Source organism: Sphingomonas sp. 320_CC (genome assembly GCF_059691795.1).
The window spans coordinates 1,350,861-1,371,173 of record NZ_JCAWAE010000001.1; the positions used below are offsets into that span (position 1 = coordinate 1,350,861).

Annotated in this window: 18 protein-coding genes; 5 read left to right on the forward strand and 13 right to left on the reverse strand. The window is 65.0% G+C overall.

Annotated features, from left to right (window positions below; genetic code table 11):
* Positions 1-14 precede the first annotated feature (14 nt).
* The gene (locus AC59GX_RS06305) at positions 15-2,534 is read right to left on the reverse strand and encodes a TonB-dependent receptor (protein ID WP_426280487.1); all 2,520 of its coding nucleotides are present in this window, start codon (positions 2,532-2,534) and stop codon (positions 15-17) included.
* Between the two features lie 264 nt (positions 2,535-2,798).
* Between AC59GX_RS06305 and AC59GX_RS06310 the strand changes: the two genes are divergently transcribed.
* Together AC59GX_RS06310 and AC59GX_RS06315 are read left to right on the forward strand one after the other, a co-directional pair.
* The gene (locus AC59GX_RS06310) at positions 2,799-5,861 is read left to right on the forward strand and encodes a TonB-dependent receptor (RefSeq protein WP_426280486.1); all 3,063 of its coding nucleotides are present in this window, start codon (positions 2,799-2,801) and stop codon (positions 5,859-5,861) included.
* Positions 5,861-6,883 carry a phytase gene (locus AC59GX_RS06315; protein WP_426280485.1) on the forward strand — a complete coding sequence of 341 codons (1,023 nt, stop codon included), beginning with the start codon at positions 5,861-5,863 and terminating at the stop codon, positions 6,881-6,883. Before AC59GX_RS06310 ends, AC59GX_RS06315 begins: the two co-directional genes overlap by 1 nt.
* Positions 6,884-6,886: 3 nt before the next feature.
* Here the strand turns inward: AC59GX_RS06315 and AC59GX_RS06320 are convergent, their stop codons facing one another.
* From AC59GX_RS06320 to aroQ, 7 genes are all read right to left on the reverse strand, one after another.
* A complete protein-coding gene (locus tag AC59GX_RS06320; protein ID WP_426280484.1) occupies positions 6,887-8,224 on the reverse strand; it encodes an ABC1 kinase family protein in 1,338 nt (445 codons plus the stop codon).
* Positions 8,225-8,658: 434 nt separating this feature from the next.
* Complete coding sequence (glnA, locus tag AC59GX_RS06325) at positions 8,659-10,071, reverse strand: type I glutamate--ammonia ligase (protein WP_056062965.1); 1,413 nt, start codon at positions 10,069-10,071, stop codon at positions 8,659-8,661.
* A 143-nt stretch (positions 10,072-10,214) separates the two neighbouring features.
* Positions 10,215-10,553 (reverse strand): P-II family nitrogen regulator, encoded by a 339-nt coding sequence (locus tag AC59GX_RS06330; protein WP_055875939.1) that lies wholly within the window; start codon positions 10,551-10,553, stop codon positions 10,215-10,217.
* Between the two features lie 181 nt (positions 10,554-10,734).
* On the reverse strand, positions 10,735-11,070 hold the full coding sequence (locus AC59GX_RS06335; protein ID WP_056052772.1) for an arsenate reductase family protein: 336 nt from the start codon (positions 11,068-11,070) through the stop codon (positions 10,735-10,737).
* A 131-nt stretch (positions 11,071-11,201) separates the two neighbouring features.
* Positions 11,202-12,554, reverse strand: a complete 1,353-nt coding sequence (gene accC, locus AC59GX_RS06340) for an acetyl-CoA carboxylase biotin carboxylase subunit (protein ID WP_426280483.1) — start codon at positions 12,552-12,554, stop codon at positions 11,202-11,204.
* The gene (gene accB, locus AC59GX_RS06345) at positions 12,554-13,051 is read right to left on the reverse strand and encodes an acetyl-CoA carboxylase biotin carboxyl carrier protein (RefSeq protein WP_426280482.1); all 498 of its coding nucleotides are present in this window, start codon (positions 13,049-13,051) and stop codon (positions 12,554-12,556) included. Before accB ends, accC begins: the two co-directional genes overlap by 1 nt.
* 14 nt (positions 13,052-13,065) lie before the next feature.
* Positions 13,066-13,500 carry a type II 3-dehydroquinate dehydratase gene (gene aroQ / locus AC59GX_RS06350; RefSeq protein ID WP_426280481.1) on the reverse strand — a complete coding sequence of 145 codons (435 nt, stop codon included), beginning with the start codon at positions 13,498-13,500 and terminating at the stop codon, positions 13,066-13,068.
* A gap of 121 nt (positions 13,501-13,621) precedes the next feature.
* Here aroQ and thiS point away from each other — a divergent pair, with 121 nt between their 5' ends.
* The 3 genes from thiS to AC59GX_RS06365 all read left to right on the forward strand — a co-directional run bounded on the left by thiS (position 13,622) and on the right by AC59GX_RS06365 (position 15,832).
* The gene (thiS, locus tag AC59GX_RS06355) at positions 13,622-14,614 is read left to right on the forward strand and encodes a sulfur carrier protein ThiS (RefSeq protein ID WP_082441445.1); all 993 of its coding nucleotides are present in this window, start codon (positions 13,622-13,624) and stop codon (positions 14,612-14,614) included.
* A 110-nt stretch (positions 14,615-14,724) separates the two neighbouring features.
* The gene (locus AC59GX_RS06360; RefSeq protein ID WP_056050734.1) at positions 14,725-14,907 is read left to right on the forward strand and encodes a CsbD family protein; all 183 of its coding nucleotides are present in this window, start codon (positions 14,725-14,727) and stop codon (positions 14,905-14,907) included.
* Between the two features lie 244 nt (positions 14,908-15,151).
* Entirely contained in the window at positions 15,152-15,832 is a 681-nt protein-coding gene (locus AC59GX_RS06365; protein WP_497301249.1) for an HAD-IA family hydrolase, read from the forward strand.
* Here AC59GX_RS06365 and AC59GX_RS06370 read toward each other — a convergent pair whose 3' ends face one another.
* The 5 genes from AC59GX_RS06370 to AC59GX_RS06390 form a co-directional block, all read right to left on the reverse strand.
* Positions 15,833-16,018 carry a hypothetical protein gene (locus tag AC59GX_RS06370; RefSeq protein ID WP_426280479.1) on the reverse strand — a complete coding sequence of 62 codons (186 nt, stop codon included), beginning with the start codon at positions 16,016-16,018 and terminating at the stop codon, positions 15,833-15,835.
* Positions 16,019-16,088: 70 nt separating this feature from the next.
* Entirely contained in the window at positions 16,089-17,093 is a 1,005-nt protein-coding gene (locus AC59GX_RS06375) for an alpha/beta hydrolase (RefSeq protein ID WP_497301250.1), read from the reverse strand.
* 74 nt (positions 17,094-17,167) lie between these two features.
* Positions 17,168-17,593: an MAPEG family protein gene (locus AC59GX_RS06380; protein WP_426280477.1), complete on the reverse strand. Its 426-nt coding sequence runs from the start codon at positions 17,591-17,593 to the stop codon at positions 17,168-17,170.
* Positions 17,594-17,792: 199 nt separating this feature from the next.
* The gene (locus AC59GX_RS06385) at positions 17,793-18,854 is read right to left on the reverse strand and encodes a 1,9-bis(guanidino)-5-aza-nonane synthase (protein WP_426280476.1); all 1,062 of its coding nucleotides are present in this window, start codon (positions 18,852-18,854) and stop codon (positions 17,793-17,795) included.
* A 148-nt stretch (positions 18,855-19,002) separates the two neighbouring features.
* A complete protein-coding gene (locus tag AC59GX_RS06390; protein ID WP_426280475.1) occupies positions 19,003-20,238 on the reverse strand; it encodes a type III PLP-dependent enzyme in 1,236 nt (411 codons plus the stop codon).
* Positions 20,239-20,313 lie beyond the last annotated feature (75 nt).

Below are 20,313 nucleotides of genomic sequence, written 5' to 3' on the forward strand. Positions count from 1 at the left end.
CGCGGCAAGCCCGATCAGAACTTGACCGAAGCCTCCATGCCGTAGGTGCGCGGCGCGTTGAAATTGCCGTAGTCGCCCAGCACGTTGTTGACGCTGCCCGACGTGAGGTTGGTCGTCGGAGCGCCCGGCAGGCTGTTCGACGGGTCGCGGCGGAAGACATACTGCTTGTCGAACAGGTTGCGGACCCAGGCGGAGATCGTCACCGCGTTGCTGCCGCCGACGTGGATGTTCGCCAAGGCGAGGCGGGCGTTGGCGATGAACGCCGGATCGTTCTTGGTCGCGAACTGATCGAAGGTCTGCGTCGCCTGCGAGTAGTTGCCGTCGAGGTGGAACTTCAGGTCCATGGCGCCGATCGGCATCGTGTAGTCGACCGATCCGTTGGCGGCGTTGCGCGGCGTGAACACGATGTAGAAGTTCTGATACACGCCGGTCGACGTGATCAGCACCGGCGGGATCTTCGTGTAGGTGTAGGCATAGCCCGCGGTCAGCGTCAGGCCGTCGACCGGCTGCACGGTCAGGTCGGCCTCGATCCCGCGGATCTTGGTGATGCCGGGCGCATTGATCGTCACGAGGTTGTTGAAGCTGCCCGACGCGGTCGTCTGGATCGAGCTGATGTCGACCTGGCTGTTCTTGCGATCCATGATGTAGCCGGCAAGGTTCAGGCGGGCGCGGTGGTTCCAGAAATCGGTCTTGGCGCCGATCTCGTACGACTTCACGTCCTCGGGGTTGAACGTCTGGTAGTTGGACGTCCGCGAGCTGGCACCGCCGGCACGGTAGCCGGTTGCGTATTTTGCATAGACGTGGACCGTGTCACTGGCGTCATAGGCGAGCGTCGCCATCGGATTGAACCGGTTCCAAGTGGCGTCGAGCGGCGCATAGCCGGCCGCGGTCAACTGGGCCTGGGTCGCCGTGTCGTAGTTCAAGTTACGCGAGAAATGCAGCACGCCCTGCTTCTCGTCGCGCGTGTAGCGGCCACCGGCGGTCAGGTGAACGCGGTCGGTCGCGTTCCAGGTGACTTGGCCATAGCCGGCATAGCTCTTCGAATGCACTTCCGAGGCACGATCGATCGAGCGACAGCCCACGAGCGAGCCGAACCCGCCCGACCCGGTGCAGGGATCGAGCACCGAGATCGTCGTCAGCGCCGAATTGAACGCCAGCGAGTTCGGCGTCGCCGCGTCGTCGCTGATGTGCTCGTTGAAGTAATACAGCCCGGCGACGTAGTCGAACTGGCCGACCGTACCGACCGCCTGGAATTCCTGGCTGAACTGGTTCTGATGCAGGTCGGCGAGGCTGTAGCGGCTGAAGTTGCACGCACTGCCGACGCAGCCAGCGGCAACGACGGGGACGCGGTGATAGCCGCCGCTATTGTCGTACTGCGTCGCGTTCACGCCGCGCCATGCGGTGATCGAGCGGAGTTCGATCTCGGGCGCGACGTCCCAGCGAATGTTCGAGGTGAAACCGTGCGTCTTGTCGATGCTCGGCTGCTGAGGGACGCCGATGTCTGCGACCTTCATGCGGCTGTCGCCATTGACGACGACCTGGCTCGGGAGCGGCTTCACGCTGCCGGTTAGCGTCGTGTAGTTGGTGCCGGGCAGCGCGCAAGCAGGGGACGCGGATTGCGCACCGGCCTTGCACCCGTTCGGGTTCACGTTGAGCAACTGGCTGTAGAACGGGCTGTTCGAGTCGTAGCCGTTATCGTAGCTGAAATCGGCGGTCATGCCCGAAATCGGGCGGACGCGTGCGGTCGCCTTGAAGCCGCGGCGATGATAATAATTGAAGCCGGTCTGGTCCGCGAGCGGGTTCTTGGTGGTCGCGTCCTGATGCTGGATGACGCCGTCGAGCTTCAGCGATACGCCGTACGTTTCGGGCAGGTCGACATGCAGCGTACCGTTATAGCTGCCATAATTCGCGATCCCGCCGGTTGCGCTGCCGCCCCATTTGCCGCTCGGGCCCTTGGTGACGATGCTGAGCGCGCCGCCTTCGGTGTTGCGACCGAACAGCGTGCCCTGCGGGCCCTTGAGCACTTCGATCCGGTCGACGTCGAACAGCGCGGCGTTCAGGCCGTGCTGGCGACCGAGATAGACACCGTCGATGTAGACGCCGACGCCCTGCTCGCGTGCGGGCTGGTTGGCATCGAGCGGAACGATGCCGCGGATACCGATCGTCAGCGCGGACTGGCGCGCCTCGAACGTCGCAACGCGCAACGACGGCACGGCGCCGTCGGCGAGATCGTACAGGCTCTGGACGTGACGGTCGGTCAGCGCCTGGCTGCTCAGGACGTTGATCGCGATCGGCGTCTTCTGGAGGTTCGTCTCGCGCTTGGTCGCGGTGACGACGATCTCGCCAAGACCGGTCTGGTCGGCCGGTTCCACAGCTGCGGGGGCCGGATCGATCACGGGGTCCGCGGCAGCGGCAGCGGGCGCCGCATCCTTGGCGGCGGTCGGCGCGGGGGCCGCGAACGCTGGCGACGCGATCGCGACCGTCAGGGCGGCGCCGGCCAGCAGCCGCAAGCGCAGGCTTGCTGAATTCAACATCGAGAGTTTCCCTTTTTCGGCAGTCTTTGCCTTGAAGGGCGCGATAGGCGGCGGTCGTGGCACGTCCGTTACGAATATAAGAATCGCGTGTCCGGCGATTTTAACGTTGGTTTAATGTAGGTTTATCCTCGCGCGTACGTGAGCCTATTCCAGATGACGCCGCTGTCATGTGAATGTCATGCAAAAGTAACGTCGGTGCCATGCACGGCCGCTACCGCGCCTCCCAAGCCGGCTGAAGAAGTCGGGACCACCCGGGGGAATACCATGAAATCGAACCTGTCGACCCGCGTCCGCGGTCGCGTCCTCGCGCATGCGCTGCTGACTGGCTGCGCGCTGACTTCGCTGACCGCCACCAGCGCCTATGCGCGTCCCGATGCCGCGACCCCGGTCAGCGCGCCGCGGGCACTTGGGAGCATCACCGGTACCGTGTCGCAGGCAGGCAGCGGCGACTATCTCGACGGTGCATCGGTCTCGATCCCGACGCTCGAACTGTCGACCGTTGTCGATCGCACCGGGCGGTTCTCGCTGGTCGGTGTTCCCGCCGGCACGCACGAACTCGTGATCCGCTATGTCGGCTTCCCCGACGCGCACCGGACCGTGACGGTCGCAGATGCCGTAGTGACGCTCGACGTTGCGATGACCACCGAAGTCGGTGCGAACGCGGGCGAGGGCGACGAGATCGTCGTTTCCGGCTCGCGGCCGATCGCAGAGTCCGAAGCCGCCGCGCTCCAGATCCAGCGGACCAGCCCCTCGCTCGTCTCGGTCATCGCCTCCGATTCGATCGGTCGCCTCCCCGACCAGAATATCGCGCAGGCGGTCAGCCGCCTTCCCGGCGTCGGCGTCCAGCGCGACCAGGGCCAGGCACGCTACATCACGCTGCGCGGTGCACCGATCAACTGGACTACGTTGTCGATCGACGGCATCAACGTCGTCAGCCCCGAAGGCCGCGACGCCCGCTTCGATTCGATCCCTTCCGCGATCGCCTCGCAGATCATCGTGCGGAAGGCCGTCACCCCCGACATGACCGGCGAGACGATCGCAGGCAACGTCGACATCATCACGCGATCCGCGTTCGATTATCCGGGCATGAAGGTGCAGGCCAAGGGCGGCCTCGGCCATGTCGAACTCGGCAAGAAGACCGAATATGAGGGCTCGCTCGTCATCTCCGACCGGATCGACACCGGCATCGGTGAGTTCGGCATCGTCTCGTCCGCCAGCCTGTATCGTCGCGGCATGGTCACCGACAATTTCGAGACCGATTTCGAGGCGGTCGACCGCGATCGCCGCCCCGGCTTCGAGACGCGCAACTGGGCGCGCGAGACCGAGAACAAGCTGTATCGCCTGACGCGAAAGAACTACTCGCTGTCGACCCGGCTAGACTGGCGCCCGGCGCCCGGCCACAAGCTGTTCGCGGAATCGATCTACTCGGCGTTCCAGGACGACGAACAGCGCAACAACTACATCTTCGACCTCGACGATCAGCAGTCGCGCACGCCCAACGGCACCGCCGCCTGCACCGTCAACGCGCGCCCCGCGACCGGCACGACCGGCTATGCCGACGTCTGCACCGGCAACACGCCGCTGCTCGGCACTGTCTACGGCATCGATCTCAACTCGAACTTCACCGTGCGCAAATACAAGCAGTCGGTGTTCACGAACACTATCGGCGGCGATCACGAACTCGGCGCCTGGAACGTCAAATGGCGCGGTAATTTCACCCGCTCGATCGACGACCGCTCGCAGCCTGCGCAGCTGAACTATGACAGCCCGTCGTTCGGCACCAACGGCGCGAACGCCGCCAACCGTTTGACCGTCGGCTACAATTTGACCGACCCGCAGCTCGCCAAGGTCCAGCTGTTCCGCACGATCCGCAACGCCGACGGCACCTTCTCGCGCGGCGCTCAGGTCACGTCGATCGAGGACTTCCCGCGCACGCTGGCCCGCTTGCGGTCGCTGAAGGCGCAGGACGTGACCGAAGCCTATACCGCCAAGCTCGACATCAGCCGCGAGGCCTCGGTGTTCGGCGCGCAGACGGTGTTCGCGGCTGGCCTTCGCTACGACGATCGCACCAAGACCGCGAATGAGTATCTGCTCGAGCTGAGTACGCCGGCACAGTTCGCCGCGGCGGGCATTCCGACGGGGTACGCCGCCATCGCCAAGCCGGGCGGGTTCCAGGGCGAGATCCCGCTCGGCTACACCTTCCAGTATTTCGATCGGGACAAAATCCTAGGGCTGGTCGAGCAAGCCAAGGCGGTCAGCCCGTTCGTGTCCACCGACGCCAATTTCTACGATGTCGGCGAGAAGGTCTATTCCGCCTATGCGATGGCGACGACGACCACCAACTGGGGCAGCGTCATCGGTGGCGCGCGCGTCGAGCATATCCGCAACGATGCCCGTGCGTTCTCGTCGCTCGGCTTGATCGACGTGAAGTCGAGCCAGACGCTCGTCTACCCAAGCTTGCACGTGAACTGGGACGTCAACGACCGGATGAAGGCGCGGCTGTCATTCAACACCGGCGCCGCACGTCCCGACTACGATCAGTTGCGCCCCAATCTCAGCATCAACGACGCGAACGCGACCATCTCCGGCGGCAACCCCGACGCGAAGCCCGAAAAGGCCAAGGGCGTCGATCTCTACGTCGAATATTACACGATGCCGCGCGGCTTCCTGTCGATCGGCGCGTACTACAAGGACGTCACCGATGTCCTGTTCGACTCGACCCGGACCTACGGCCAGACGAACCTGAACGCCGCCGGCGTCGATCGGTCGGGCTATGTCTACTCGACGATCATCAATGGCGGCAAAGGCTACATCATGGGGATAGAGGGCGCGATCCAGCAGCAGCTCGACCCCTTCACCGCCGATCTCGGCCTGCCCGACTGGATGGGCGGCTTCGGCGTGCAGCTCAATGCAACGATCAATAAGAGCCGTGCCGATACGCCGGCAACCGGCGCGATCCCGTCGCGCAAAGTACGGCTGCCCGGCGCATCGGACGCGATCTACAATCTGATCGCCTATTACGAAAAATACGGCTTCTCGGCCCGCGTTTCCTATCAGAACCGGTCGGCGTGGCTCGATGCGATCGGTGCGGTCGACACGATCGGTGGCGTCGTCCGCGGTGTCGATGGCGGCGATTTCTACTGGGCCAAGGACAACGAACTCGACGCGTCCGTCCGCTATGCGATCAACGGCAATGTCGAGATTTACGGCGATTTCGCCAATCTGCTGAACGGCCCAGGCCGCCGCTATGTCGGTTCCTCGGCCTACACGATCGAGCATGAGACGTTCGGCCGGCGATACACCGGCGGCGTGCGAGTGACGTTCTGATGCGCGCGCTGCCCCTCATCGCGGTGTTGCTAGCGGGATGTGTAACGACCTCGACCCCCGTGGCGGTCGAGGCGCCGACAGTCGCTGCAACCGCCGAGACCGACCCGGTCGACACCGCCGCCGATGCCGCGGACGATCCCGCGATCTGGCGTAACGCGAGCAATCCGGCGAAGAGCCTCGTCATCGGCACCGACAAGAAAGCCGGCATCCACGTCTACAGCCTGGCGGGCAAGCGCCTCAGCTTTACCCCGGCCGCGCGGCTCAACAATGTCGACCTGCGCGACCTCGGGGGACGAGTCATCGCCGCTGCCAGCGACCGGGCCGACATCGCCACTGCGCACGTTTCGCTGTTTAAGCTCGACACGGCGGCGGCAAAGCTCGTGCCCATCGGCCGATTCCCGGTCGGTCCGGGCGAGGCGTATGGCATGTGCCTCTGGACCCGCGCGCGCGATCACGCGCTGTTCGGCTTCGTCGTGCTCAAGGACGGCCGCATCGACCAGGTCGCAATCGACGTCTCCGGCGCAGCGCCCAAGGTCACGACGGTCCGCTCGATGAAGCTCGGCACCCAGTCCGAAGGCTGCGTCGTCGACGATCGCACCGGGCAGCTCTACGTCGCCGAGGAAGATGTCGGCCTTTGGCGCTTCGACGCAGACCCATCGGTACCGGTCACGGCAACCCCGATCGCCAAGGTCGACGGCAAGACGCTGGTCGCCGACGCGGAGGGCCTCGCGCTCGCCCCATCGGGCAGGAACGGCGGCTATCTCGTCGTGTCGAGCCAGGGCGATAACGCCTACACGCTCTACCGCCTGCCGGGCGTCACCTATGCCGGTCGCTTCCGGATCGGCGGGGGCGCGATCGACGGGACGAGCGATACCGACGGGATCGAACTGATGCTCGGCAACTTCGGCCCTGCCTACCCCCAAGGCCTGTTGGTCGCACAGGATGGCGACAATGCGCCGGCCACGCAGAACTTCAAATACGTCAGCTGGGCCGGGGTGAAGCGCGCGCTCAAACTGCGCTGATCCTCACGACGGCGCGCCGTCGCAATAGGCGGCGACCATCGTGCGGATATCGACCCGCGCCTTGAGGCGAGCGGCGAGCAGGGCGGTGCCGCTGATCTTGCGCTGGACGAACAGCGTGTCGATCGGCGGCAGGTACCAGGTATCGCGGTCGCGCGCGATCTCGGTGCCCTGTTCGCGCAGCACGCCGACGAACGCGCGATCACCGAAATCGAACGGGCCGGGCTTGGCGAGTTCGACGAGGATGACGTCGATCATCCGGTCGACCAGCGCGGGGTGCTGGAGTACGGCCGCCTCGCCGAGGAACCCCGCAGCGATCGCGGCTTCGCGCACCGCGTCGCGGTCGCCGGCGAGGGCTGCGGTGAGCAAGCGGCGATAGCCTTCGCCGGTCTCGGCGGGGAGGGGGCGGGCGGCGCCGAAATCGAGCAGGACGAGCTTTTCCGTCTCGGGCTGCCAGCGATAGTTGGCGAAGTTCGGATCGGTTTGCATCAGCCGCCAGTCGAACAGTTCGCGCAGGACGACCGAGATCAGGTCGTGCATCACGCGGTCGCGGACGTCTTGCGGCGCGGTCTCCAGCGTCTCGACGGGCACGCCGGTGACGAAGCTCATCGCGAGGACGCGGGGCGTGGTGAGCTCGGAATAAAGCGCGGGCACGACGAATTGCGGCTGGTCGGCAAGCAACTCGCCGTAGCGCGCCAGCATCTGCGCTTCGCGGAGGTAATCGGCTTCCTCGTGAAGCTGTTTCTTCGCCTCGTCGAGCAACGGCGCGATGTCGAGCGACTTGGGGAGCATGCCCGACACGCGCAGCAGCGTCGCGACGTTGTCGACGTCGGCGTCGATGCTTTCCTTCACGCCGGGATACTGGACCTTGATCGCCAGTTCGGTGCCGTCGGGCAGGCGCGCGCGATGGACCTGGCCAATCGAGGCGGCGGCAACCGGGTGCGCCTGGAAATGTGCGAATTTGCGGCGCCAGTCCTTGCCCCATTCGGCGGCGAGCACGCGGTCGAGCTGCTGCGGCGGCATGTGGTTCGCATTGTTGCGCAGGCGCGCGAGGATGGTCGCGAGTTCGGGCGGGAGCATGTCGCCCGCGTCCATCGAGATCATTTGCCCCAACTTCATCGCGGCGCCGCGGAGGTGAGAGAGCTGATCGGCGACGCGGGTGGCGTTGGCGGGGGTGAGGAGGAGGTCGCCGATCTTGGGGCGCTCTCCGTTTGCTAGACGGCGGGCGCCTTCTGCGACGACTCCGCCGGCGACGCCGCCAGCGAGTTTGCCGAAGACGCCGAGACGGGCGAGGCGGCCGCTGGGGATAGCGCGTCCGGCGCTGTTGCCGCTGTCTTCGGTCACGGGTGTTCCTTGGGTTTTGGGGGCGGTGCGTTGCGATTGGGATATGGGTTGCGGAAGCAGTCGATCAATCGGACCCAACGCGCGAAGTTAACCGAGGCTACCCCTTCTCGTTCTCCCGCGAAGGCGGGAGCCCAGACTGGGTCCCCGCCTTCGCGGGCAGACAAGCTTCGGGGGAACCGTCCTCACCCATCGCCGCCTTCGGCGTCTCTCCCTCTCCCAATTGGGAGAGGGAAGGGGCCCGCGCGGCTCTTGCCGGGTGGGAAGGGTGAGGACAGGATTGAGACTGGCCTGAAACAAAAAGGGCGCCCGGATTGCTCCGGGCGCCCTCTTCCAAATCAGCGACGTGGCAAAGCCACGCCGTCGGTCGTCGCTACCCGCGACGCCGGCCGACAGCGGCTGTGCGCTTTCGCGCACCGCCGTGCGGCCCGCACGGCTCAGCCGCTATAGTACATGTCATACTCGACCGGGCTAGGCGTCATCTCCCAACGCGCAACCTCGGCGTACTTGATCTCGACATAGCTCTCGATCTGGTCCTTCGAGAACACGTCGCCCTTCAGCAGGAAGTCGTGATCCGCGAGCAGGCATTCGAGCGCCTCGCGGAGCGAACCCGCGACAGTCGGGACCTGCGCGAGCTCTGCGGGCGGCAGGTCGTACAGGTTCTTGTCCATCGCTTCGCCCGGATGGATCTTGTTGAGGATGCCGTCCATGCCCGCCATCATCAGCGCCGCATAGGCGAGATACGGGTTGGCCAGCGCGTCCGGGAAGCGCACTTCGACGCGCTTCGCCTTGGGGCCGGTGCCGTACGGAATGCGGCACGATGCCGAGCGGTTGCGTGCCGAATAGGCGAGCAGCACCGGCGCTTCGTAACCGGGGACGAGGCGCTTGTAGCTGTTGGTCGACGGGTTGGTGAACGCGTTGACCGCCTTGGCGTGCTTGATGATGCCGCCGATGAAATACAGGCACATGTCGCTCAGGCCCGCATAGCCGTTGCCGGCGAACAGCGGGGTCTTGCCTTCCCAGATCGAGAAGTGCGTGTGCATCCCCGAACCGTTGTCCTCCTTGATAGGCTTCGGCATGAACGTCGCGGTCTTGCCGTACGCATGCGCGACCTGGTGGACGACATACTTGTAGATCTGCATGCGATCCGCCGTCTGCGTCAGCGTGCCGAACGTCAGGCCCAGCTCATGCTGTGCGGCCGCGACTTCGTGGTGATGCTTGTCGCAGGGCAGGCCCATCTCGATCATCGTCGAGACCATCTCGCCGCGGATGTCGACGGCGCTGTCGACCGGTGCGACCGGGAAATAGCCGCCCTTGGCGCGCGGACGGTGGCCGAGGTTGCCGCCCTCATATTCGCGACCCGAATTGCCCGGCAGCTCGATGTCGTCGATCTTGTAGTAGCTGGTCGAATAGCTGTTCTCGAAGCGGACGTCGTCGAACATGAAGAATTCGGCTTCGGGGCCGACATACACGGTGTCGCCGACGCCGGTGGTCAGCAGATACGCCTCGGCGCGCTTGGCGGTCGAGCGCGGATCGCGCGCGTACAGCTCGCCGGTCGACGGATCGCTGATGTCGCAGATCAGGATCATCATCGGCGTCGCCGAGAACGGATCGACATAGACCGCGTCGAGATCGGGCTTGAGCGTCATGTCGCTCTCGTTGATCGCCTTCCAGCCCTCGATCGACGAGCCGTCGAACATCAGGCCGTCGGTCAGCTCGTCTTCGCCGATTAGGCTCGCGACCATCGTCAGATGCTGCCACTTGCCCTTGGGATCGGTGAACCGCAGATCGACCCACTCGATCTCCTGGTCCTTGATCATATTGAGAACGTCGGAGGCCGAATTCGCCATGATGCTTGCCCTTCGTTTTGAGATTTCCGCCGCATCATGCGGGGAATCTAATTGCGGTATGGAACGGAATTTCCACACAATGTTGCGTCGCGTCAAATGACGATGTCGTCACTCGTCGTCAACGCAATATGCATGGCTAGGAACTAGATTGCGTCGTCGTCGCGCTCGCCGGTGCGGATGCGGAGCGCGCTCTCGACCGGGATAACGAAGATCTTGCCGTCGCCGATCCGGCCGGTCTGCGCGGCTGCGGCGATCGCCTCGACGACGCGTTGCGCGAGACCGTCCTCGACGACGACCTCGAGCTTCACCTTCGGCAGGAAGTCGACGACATATTCCGCGCCGCGGTACAGCTCGGTGTGGCCCTTCTGCCGGCCGAAACCCTTGGCCTCGGTCACGGTGATGCCGCTCACGCCGATCTCGTGCAGCGCTTCCTTCACCTCATCCAGCTTGAACGGCTTGATGATGGCTTCGATCTTTTTCACAGGTACGCCCCCGATTGTTGAAACCCTCGCTCTTGCGAGCGAGCCGTCCGCCCTGAAGGGCGCCTTGCACCAAGCGTGCCAGCCGCAGCGCCCTCGGGCAACCGCGGAATATCGTTGATATCACTGCCCGAAATTGCGGCACTTAGGGAGTGCGTGTGCAATGTAAGGGCAGGGGACTCGATCACAGGATCTCGTGCAGCCGCGCGATCGGGCGGCCGAGCCGGACGCCCTTGTCGGTCTCGACCAGCGGGCGCTCGATCAGCAGCGGATCGATCATCATCGCGTCGAGGATCGCCTCGGCGTCGCCATGCTTGACCGCCTTGGCGCCGTCCTCGGCCATGCGGAGCCCTTGGCGCGGCGTCATGCCGGCGCGGTCGTAGAGGCGGACGAGTTCCGCGCGGGAGGGCGGGGTCTTGAGGTATTCGACGATCGTGACGTCCGCTCCTGCCTCTTGCAGCAGCGCGAGCGCCTCGCGGGACTTGGAGCAACGCGGGTTGTGGTAGATCGTCGCCTTCACGAATGCTCCGTCAAAACTCCCCTCCCTGGAAGGGAGGGGTAGGGGGTGGGTCGGTTTCGAGGGAATTTCCGGCCAGCCCCAGGCCGACCCACCCCCGGCCCCTCCCTTTCAGGGAGGGGGGAAGTCAGGCGTTACGCCCCCTGCTTGGCCAACCACTCTTCCAGCCACTTGATCGTGTACGCACCCTCCTGGAACTCGGGATCGTCGAGCAGCGCACGGTGCAGTGGAATCGTCGTCGTGACGCCCTCGATCACCATCTCCTCCAACGCCCGCCGCAACCGCCGCAACGCACCCTGCCGAGTCGTCCCGTAGACGATCAGCTTGGCGATCATCGAGTCGTAATAAGGCGGCACGCGATACCCGGCATACAGCCCGCTATCGACGCGCACATGCATCCCGCCCGGCGCGTGATACACCTTCACCAGCCCCGGCGACGGCGCGAACGTGCGCGGGTCCTCGGCGTTGATGCGGCATTCGATCGCGTGACCGCGGAACTGAACGTCTTCCTGGCGGAGCGTCAGCGGATGGCCCTCGGCCACCCGAATCTGCTCGCGCACCAGGTCCAACCCGGTGATCATCTCGGTCACCGGATGCTCGACCTGGAGCCGGGTGTTCATCTCGATGAAGTAGAATTCGCCCGCTTCCCACAGGAACTCGATCGTCCCCGCGCCGCGATAGCCCATGTCGGCCATCGCCTTGGCGACGATCCCGCCCATCCGCTCGCGCTCTTCGGCGGTGATGATCGGCGAGGGGGCTTCCTCGAGCACCTTCTGGTGACGGCGCTGGAGCGAGCAGTCGCGCTCGCCGAGGTGGATCGCGTTGCCGTTGCCGTCGCCGAAGATCTGGAATTCGATATGCCGCGGATTGCCGAGGTATTTTTCCATGTAGACGGTGGCGTCGCCGAACGCGGCCTTCGCCTCGCTGCCGGCCTGCTGCATCTGCGTTTCGAGATCGTCGGGGTCGTTGACGACCTTCATCCCGCGACCACCGCCGCCTGACGCCGCCTTGATGATCACCGGATAGCCGATGTTCTCGGCGATCCGCTTCGCTTCGGCGATGTCGCTGATCGCGCCGTCAGACCCGGGGACGAGCGGCAGCCCGAGTGCGCCCGCGGTGCGCTTCGCCTGGACCTTGTCGCCCATCGTGCGGATGTGCTCGGGCTTGGGCCCGACGAACAGGATGTTGTGCAGCTCGACGATCTCGGCGAACTGCGCGTTCTCGCTGAGGAAGCCGTAGCCGGGATGGATCGCGTCCGCGCCCGAGATTTCGGCGGCCGAGATGATGTTCGGAATGTTCAGATAGCTGTCGGCGGCGGACGGCGGTCCGATGCAGATCGCCTCGTCCGCGAGCCGGACGTGCATGGCGTCGGCGTCGGCGGTCGAGTGCACCGCGACCGTCTTGATGCCCATCTCGTGACAGGCACGGTGGATTCGCAGCGCGATCTCGCCGCGATTCGCAATGAGCAGCTTCTTGATTTGCGGCATTATTCGACCACGACCAGCGGCTGGTCGAACTCGACCGGCTGGCCGTTTTCGACCAGGATCGCGGTCACGGTGCCGGCCGACGGCGCGACGATCGTGTTCATCACCTTCATCGCCTCGATTATCAGCAGCGTGTCGCCCGCATTGACCTTCTGGCCGACGGTCGAGAACGGCTTCGCCTCGGGGTTGGCGGCGAGATAGACGGTGCCGACCATCGGCGACTTGACCGCGCTAGCGCTGATCGCGGGGGCGGACGCGCCGACCTCGGCCTGCGGGATCGACAGCGGTGCCGAGACGGGGGCCGGGGCGGGCGCTGGCGCATAATGCGCGACGGGTGCCGCTGGGGCCGCTGGGGCCGCCTTGCGTGCGACGCGAATCCGGCGCGAGCCGTCCTCGACCTCGATCTCGGTCAGCTGCGTGGTGTCTAGCAGTTCGGCGAGCTGGCGCACCAGGGTCACGTCGACCTGCATTGCGCCCGTGTTTTCAGTTGTATCGTTCATGGCGGGGCCTCCTGTCAGAACCGTGCGACGGCTTCAAGCGCGAGCAGATACGAAAGCGCGCCGAAACCCGCGATCGTGCCCTTCGCCGCTTGCCCGACCAGGCTCACATGCCTGAACGATTCACGCTTGTGGGGATTGGAAAGATGCACCTCGATCACTAGAGTCTTCACGCCCTTGATCGCGTCGTGCACCGCGACCGAGGTGTGCGTGAACGCACCCGCGTTGAGGATCACCGCCTTGGCACCGCGCGCCTGCGCCTCCTGGATCCAGTCGACGAGGTGCCCCTCGTGATTCGACTGGCGCATGTCGATCTCCAGGTCGAGCTCGCGGGCGCGGTCCTCCAGCATCCCGGCGATGTCGTCGAGCGTCTCGTCGCCATAGATTTCCGGCTCGCGCGTTCCCAGCAGATTGAGGTTGGGGCCGTTCAGGACGAATATCGTATCGGGCAAGGGCGGCCTTTCGGTTGCGGGTGCTGCGGAGCGGTCTCTATATGCGCGTCACGCCATTCCTTACAGGTTCGTCTCGCGTCAAGTCGAGCCGCGCCGTCGCTATATAGTGGACCCTGTACCCATGCCCCATTCCGATGGCACCGTCTCGATCACCGTCAACGGCGAGCACAAGCGCGTCTCTGCCGGTCTTTCGCTGGCTGGACTCGCGACCGAACTCGGCCTCGTGCCCGAGAAGATCGCGGTCGAGCGCAACATGGAGGTCGTGCCGCGTTCGACGCTGGCAGACGTCATGGTCGAGGACGGCGACGACCTCGAGATCGTGCATTTTGTCGGTGGTGGCGATCATGAGGACAGCTGGACGGTCGCAGGCCAGACCTTCAAGTCGCGGCTGATCGTCGGCACGGGCAAGTACAAGGACTTCGCGCAGAACGCTGCCGCGGTCGAGGCATCGGGCGCGGAGATCGTCACCGTCGCCGTGCGCCGCGTCAACGTGTCCGATCGCAACGCGCCGATGCTGACCGACTTCATCGATCCGAAGAAGATCACCTACCTGCCCAACACCGCGGGCTGCTTCGATGCCGAGTCGGCGATTCGCACGCTGCGACTGGCGCGCGAGGCGGGCGGCTGGGAATTGGTGAAGCTCGAAGTGCTCGGCGAGGCGAAGACGCTCTATCCGGACATGGTCGAGACGCTGCGCGCGACCGAGATTCTCGCCAACGAGGGTTTCAAGCCGATGGTCTATTGCGTCGACGATCCGATCGCCACCAAACGCCTCGAGAACGCAGGCGCGGTCGCGATCATGCCGCTCGGCGCACCGATCGGCTCGGGCCTTGGCATCCAGAACCGCGTGACGATCCGGCTGATCGTCGAGGGGGCAGGGGTGCCGGTGCTGGTCGATGCCGGCGTCGGCACCGCGTCCGATGCGGCGGTGGCAATGGAGCTCGGTTGCGATGGCGTGCTGATGAACACGGCCATTGCCGAGGCGAAGGACCCGCTGATGATGGCCGCCGCAATGAAGGCCGCGGTCGAATCGGGGCGTCTGGCGTACCGTGCCGGGCGGATGGGGCAGCGTCGTTATGCCGATCCGTCTAGCCCGCTGGCGGGACTGATCTGAAACATAGGTCATGACGCAAACGTCACGGAACCCACGGTAAAGACGGCCGTTATACCTTTGCAAGTTCAAGCGGCCCGGTTGGCGGGCCCGCATAACAAGTGGAGGCTCTGATGGGCGAGTTCACCGACAAGGTCGCAGCAGCAGGCAACAAGGTTGCAGGCAACGTCAAGGAAGCCGTCGGCAAGGCGACGGACAACGAGAAGCTGGTAGCCGAAGGCGAAGCGCAGCAGGCCAAGGGCACTGCGCAGAACGTCAAGGGCAGCGTCAAGGGCGCACTCGGCGACGACATCTAAGCTTTAGCTTGGTGCAGGAATACAGGCCGCTTCGGGAAACCGGAGCGGCCTTTTCTTTGTGTGGCCAATACCGACCGCTACCACCCCGGCGAAGGCCGGGGCCCAATTGGGGAACGAAGCTGACTAGCGGTATCGCGTAGTTAGCTCGGACATGCCAATTGGGCCCCGGCCTTCGCCGGGGTGGTGTAGCGGGCTAGGCCAAACTCACTTGCCCAACCCACCAATTCCCATCACGAGCACCCGAATGACTCTCCTGACCCGCAGCTACGCCGCATTCCTGTTCGACATGGACGGCACGATCCTCACCTCGATCGCCTCCGCCGAGCGGACCTGGACCAAATGGGCAATCGCCCACGGTCTCGACGCGGCGACGTTCGTGCCGACGATCCACGGCGTGCAATCGGTCGAGACGGTCCGCCGCCTGAACCTCCCCGGCGTCGACCCGGTCGCCGAGGCAGCCGCGATCACTGCCGCCGAAATGCTCGACGTTGGCGATATCGAACCGATCGCGGGTGCCGCCGCATTCCTGGCCAGCCTGCCATCCGAACGCTGGACGATCGTCACCTCTGCCCCCCGCGCTCTCGCCGAGGTTCGCCTCAAGGCCGCCGGCCTGCCGGTTCCCGCAACGATGATCGCCGCGGACGATATCCCCAACGGCAAGCCCGCACCGGACTGTTTCCTTGTCGCGGCGGAACGACTCGGCGTCATGGCCAGCGATTGCCTGATCTTCGAAGATGCTCTTGCCGGGATCACGGCAGGCGAGGCGGCAGGCGCAGATGTTCTGGTGATCACTGCGACCCATGGGACCAGCCACGCGCTCGATGCTCGTCATCTGCGCATCCGCGACTATTTGGACGTTACGGCGACGGTCTCGTCCGATGGTCAACTGATGATAGCGCTCCGCCGAGATGGGCGAGAGGTATAATTAATCAGCATTGCCGGCTAGTTGAGCGCGCGCGACCAGTTCGTCGAGCGCTGCCTCATCCAGCCGACCCGCCGTGCGCAACGCCGCTTCGGGGGTCATTGCGATGACTGCGCCATCCGGCCCGTCGATCACGACCTCGCCATTTTCATGGAAGACGTCGCGGGGCTCGGCATGCGGACTAGTCATCGCGCTCTCCTGATCTTTCAGGACAAACGTCGGTGAGGACGGATAGGTCCGCGATACTGACCGACCATGGTCAGCCAGCGACCAGTTCGCCCATCCACCGATCGAACAATTGCGGCCACAGCGACCCAGGCGACCGAGGCGATAGGCGCGTGCCGAAGCCGTGCCCGCCATGCTGGAGGAAATGCGCTTCGGCGGGGATGCCGGCGCGGCGGGCGGCGGCGAGCGTATCGACGCTGTTGGCGACTGGGACCGTGTTGTCGTCGTCGGCATGCACGAGGAACAGTGGCGGGTCGCCAGCCTTCAACTGTCGGTCGATCGCATAGCGCGCCTGGACCGCAGGCAGCGGATCAGGACCGAGCAGATTCGCGCGCGATCCGCCGTGGCTGCGGCCGGGGTCCATGTTCGAGACCGCGTACATGAGTCCCGCCCAAGCAGGACGCGCAGAGTGCCGGTCGGCGGCATCGACCGGACGATACGCCTTGAACTCGTGTAGGACCGCCACGGACCCGGCAAGGTGCCCGCCGGCCGAGAAACCGAGCACGCCGAGCTTCTCCGCCCTGATCTCGTAGGCGCGAGCGTTCGCCCGGATCAGCCGCATCGCACGCTGCGCATCCGATAGCGGGACGTCGGCGCGATCGGCCCAGCCTTCGCCCGGCAGCCGGTAGCTCAGCACGAACGCGGTGATGCCGAAACCGTTCAGGACGCGCGCGACGTCGATGCCCTCGTTGCGCAGCGAGGTGATCGAATAGCCGCCGCCGGGCACGATCAGGACCGCGCGACCGTCGGGCCGAGCCGGGCGGAAGACGCCGACCTCGGGCCGCACCACGCCGCGCATCTGGAAATCGCGATAACCATCGGGGTAGCGCGGCATCCGCGGCTGCGGCACCGGCAGCGGGTTCGGCGCGCCTGGCGGAATACCGGGCCAAAGCGCAAACCGTTCTGCGGGCGGCCACATCGGCACGTCCGTCGCGCGAGGCTGAGCAGCAGTGAACTGCGCACCGCTCCGCGCGAATGCAGGAAGCGCCAGCCCGGCGGCGAGGGGGAGGGTGAGCAGCGAACGGCGATCGAAGGTCATGGCAAACTCCTAGACGATCGGATCGCGTTCGGGGAGAGGCGGGCGCTGCGATCGGCGATTATTCGCGGTCTTTATCAAAACACGGCGAGCGCGGCATGCAGCGTGAGTGCGACGAGCATCAGACTCGATAGCATGAAGAAGAGAAAGCGGGCCCTGACGCGGTTGCTAGTCGCCTGGACGAGGCTGTGGGCGATCCGCAGCCCGACATAGGCCCAGGCGATCCAGGCATTGACGCCGCTGCCCGTGCCGCTCAGCGCGAGCACGGCACACACCGCGTAGAACAACGTCGGCTGCTCCATCAGGTGATTGTAGTTGTGCGCCTTCCATTGCACCTGCGGAGGCAGCGATCGATCCGCGTCGGACGCCTTGGTGCCGACGAGCTTGCCCATATCGACGCCGGCCGCCTTCATCGCCGGCAACCGCGTCGCGAGCGTCCAGCCCAGCATCACGAGCGTCCACGCGATCAGCACGACCATCGGTCGCAGGATCTCGCTGTGCATGAAAAAGCCTCCCCCGGTTATCCGGAGGAGGCTGCATCAATTGCCCGGAGGGGGCAACGGTATCTCTAATCCTCCCCCGCCAGGGGGAGGTGGCAGGCGCTTGCCTGACGGAGGGGGAGGAGAGGGCAACCAGCGTTATCGCCGCCTCCCCCTCCGCCGCTTCGCGCCAGCGCCACCTTGCAAGGAGGATCAGCTAGCCTCAGGCCTTGTCGAAGCTCGCGCCCCACTTGCGGACCGGACGGTCCTTCCAAAGCCCACGATGATACGCGTCCGACGCCAGCAGCGGCATGACCGAACCGGCTTCAGCGAACACCATCTGCTCGATCCCCGTATTCACCTTGCCCCACGATGCCGCTTCCTGCAGCGTCGACGACGAGCAAGCACCGTCGCGCACGTCGGCGACCGTGATCTGCACCGCGTACTTGTGCACCTGGACGTCGTCGTGACCGAGGATCTCGGCGCAGACGACGGTGTCCTGGATGAAGTTCTTCGGCACGCCGCCGCCGATCATGAGGAGCCCGGTGGTGCCCGCCTTGATCTTGATCTCGGTGAGTTCGCGGAAATCGGCGATCGCGTCGAGGACCATGTACGGCTTGCCCGCCTTCACCGCGTCGACCTGGTGCTTGACCAGACCGAAGCCCGCCGACGAATCGACGAACGCCGGGCAGAAGATCGGCACGTCATGCTCGTAAGCGAGCTTGACGAGGCTGTTATCCTTCTTGCCGTGCTCGACGAGGTACTTGCCCATCTCGCGGATGAACTCACGGCTCGAATAGGCGCGTGGTTCGAGCGTCTCGGCGATCTCGAAGATCGTGTGGTCGACGTGCTGAAGCTCTTCCTCGTCGATATAGGTGTCGTAGATCCGGTCGATCATCAGCGAACGCAGCACGTCGTCGTGCGGCACTTCGAGCGCCTGATAATGCTTGTGGCCGAGGCCCTCGAAGAAATCCATGTCGACGATGGTCGCGCCGGTCGCGACGATGCCGTCGATCATGTTGTTGCGCAGCAGCTCGGCATACAGGTCCATGCAACCGCCAGCGCTCGTCGAGCCCGCGATCACGAGAAAGATCGTGCAGTCCTTGTCGGCCAGCATCTGGTTGTAGATGTCGGTCGCACGGCCCAGATCGCGGCTGGTGAACGACATCTTCTTCATCGCGTCGACGATCGGCCGCGCGTCGAAGCTGGTGATGTCGATATGCTCGACGGTGGTGGAAAGGAGTTCCGCCTTGCGCTGCGCGTCGATGCGGGTGTCTTCGGTCATAACATGCTCCATAAATCCCCCTTCCGCTTGCGGGAGGGGTTAGGGGAGGGACTGAAATATCCGCGAACGCCACGCTCGCGGACAAGCCCTCCCCCGACCCCTCCCGTAAACGGGAGGGGAGGAAGAAGGGCGCGGTACTAAAGCTTGGTTACAGCTTGACGACGTTCGACGCGAGGTCCTGGAAGCGCTCGTCATACAGCGAGACCATCGGCTCGTCCGTCACGATCACCGTCTCGTCCGATCCGAACCCGTTGAACGCGGTCCGCATCGCCGAGCCATACGCGCCGAGCATGCCGATCTCGATATAATCGCCGGCCTGCGTGTCCGCGGGCAGCATGAACGGGCCGACCATGTAATCCATGTCGTCGCACGTCGGACCATAGAAGCTGAACTCCATGTCCTTCGCACGGCTGTCCGGCTCACGAAGCAGCTCGGTCGGGAAACGCCAGCCGATATGCGCCGCGTCGAACAGCGCGCCATACGCACCGTCGTTGATGTACAGCTCGGTCCCGCGACGCTTTTCGACGCGCACGATGATCGACGAATATTCCGCGCACAGCGCCCGGCCCGGCTCGCACCACAGCTCGGACGAATAGCTGACGGGCAGCGATTCGAACGCACGGTGGATCGTCTCGAAGAAATGCTCGAGCGGCGGGGGCTCCATGCCGGGATACGAGGACGGGAAGCCGCCGCCGACGTCGATGACGTCGACCGTGACCGCCGCCTCGACGATCGCCGCACGGACGCGCTCCATCGCGTTCGAATAGGCCTCGGGGGTCATCGCCTGCGAACCGACATGGAAGCAGATGCCGAGCGCGTCCGCAGCCTGGCGGGCCGCGAACAGCAGTTCCTTGGCTTCATGCGGGGCTGCACCGAACTTCGACGCCAGCGACAGCTTCGAATGCTCCGACGACACGCGCAGGCGCACACACAACGTCAGGTCGGCGGCGGCTTTCGTAGCGCGAACGACCTTGTCGAGCTCTTCCAGGCTGTCGAGGCTGAAGGTGCGGACGCCGTGCGTGAAATACGCCTCGGCGATCGCTTCCTCGGCCTTGACCGGGTGCATGAAGCACAGCGTAGCCTTGGGAAGCGTCCGTGCGACCAGGCGCACTTCGGCGATCGACGCCACGTCGTAATGCGTGATGCCATTGTCCCACAGGATCTGCAGGAGTTCGGGAGACGGGTTCGCCTTCACCGCATACATCGAGCGACCCGGGAACTTCTCGACGAAGAACCGAGCGGCGCGCGCAGCAGCGTGCGGACGAACGAGCGTGACCGGATTGACCGGACGCCCTTTAGCGATGTCGATGCCGCTCCCGATGTGGGAGGTGTCGGCGGTCGAATGGGCTTTCGCTAACCCCAGCGCGATATGATGCTTGACCAATTCAAGGGACCTCCAATGTCCTGAGACAAATTACAAAAACACTGCCTTGCGGTTGGAAGTCCCATGGGGCAGCGG

Coding starts and splice junctions, on each gene's coding strand:
- AC59GX_RS06305 (WP_426280487.1), bottom strand. CDS start 2,534: ATGTTGAATTCAGCAAGCCTGCGCTTGCGGCTGCTGGCCGGCGCCGCC.
- AC59GX_RS06310 (WP_426280486.1), top strand. CDS start 2,799: ATGAAATCGAACCTGTCGACCCGCGTCCGCGGTCGCGTCCTCGCGCAT.
- AC59GX_RS06315 (WP_426280485.1), top strand. CDS start 5,861: ATGCGCGCGCTGCCCCTCATCGCGGTGTTGCTAGCGGGATGTGTAACG.
- glnA (WP_056062965.1), bottom strand. CDS start 10,071: ATGGCGAATTCGGCCTCCGACGTTCTCAATATGATCAAGGACCAGGAG.
- accC (WP_426280483.1), bottom strand. CDS start 12,554: ATGCCGCAAATCAAGAAGCTGCTCATTGCGAATCGCGGCGAGATCGCG.
- accB (WP_426280482.1), bottom strand. CDS start 13,051: ATGAACGATACAACTGAAAACACGGGCGCAATGCAGGTCGACGTGACC.
- thiS (WP_082441445.1), top strand. CDS start 13,622: ATGCCCCATTCCGATGGCACCGTCTCGATCACCGTCAACGGCGAGCAC.
- AC59GX_RS06360 (WP_056050734.1), top strand. CDS start 14,725: ATGGGCGAGTTCACCGACAAGGTCGCAGCAGCAGGCAACAAGGTTGCA.
- AC59GX_RS06365 (WP_497301249.1), top strand. CDS start 15,152: ATGACTCTCCTGACCCGCAGCTACGCCGCATTCCTGTTCGACATGGAC.
- AC59GX_RS06370 (WP_426280479.1), bottom strand. CDS start 16,018: ATGACTAGTCCGCATGCCGAGCCCCGCGACGTCTTCCATGAAAATGGC.
- AC59GX_RS06375 (WP_497301250.1), bottom strand. CDS start 17,093: ATGACCTTCGATCGCCGTTCGCTGCTCACCCTCCCCCTCGCCGCCGGG.
- AC59GX_RS06380 (WP_426280477.1), bottom strand. CDS start 17,593: ATGCACAGCGAGATCCTGCGACCGATGGTCGTGCTGATCGCGTGGACG.
- AC59GX_RS06385 (WP_426280476.1), bottom strand. CDS start 18,854: ATGACCGAAGACACCCGCATCGACGCGCAGCGCAAGGCGGAACTCCTT.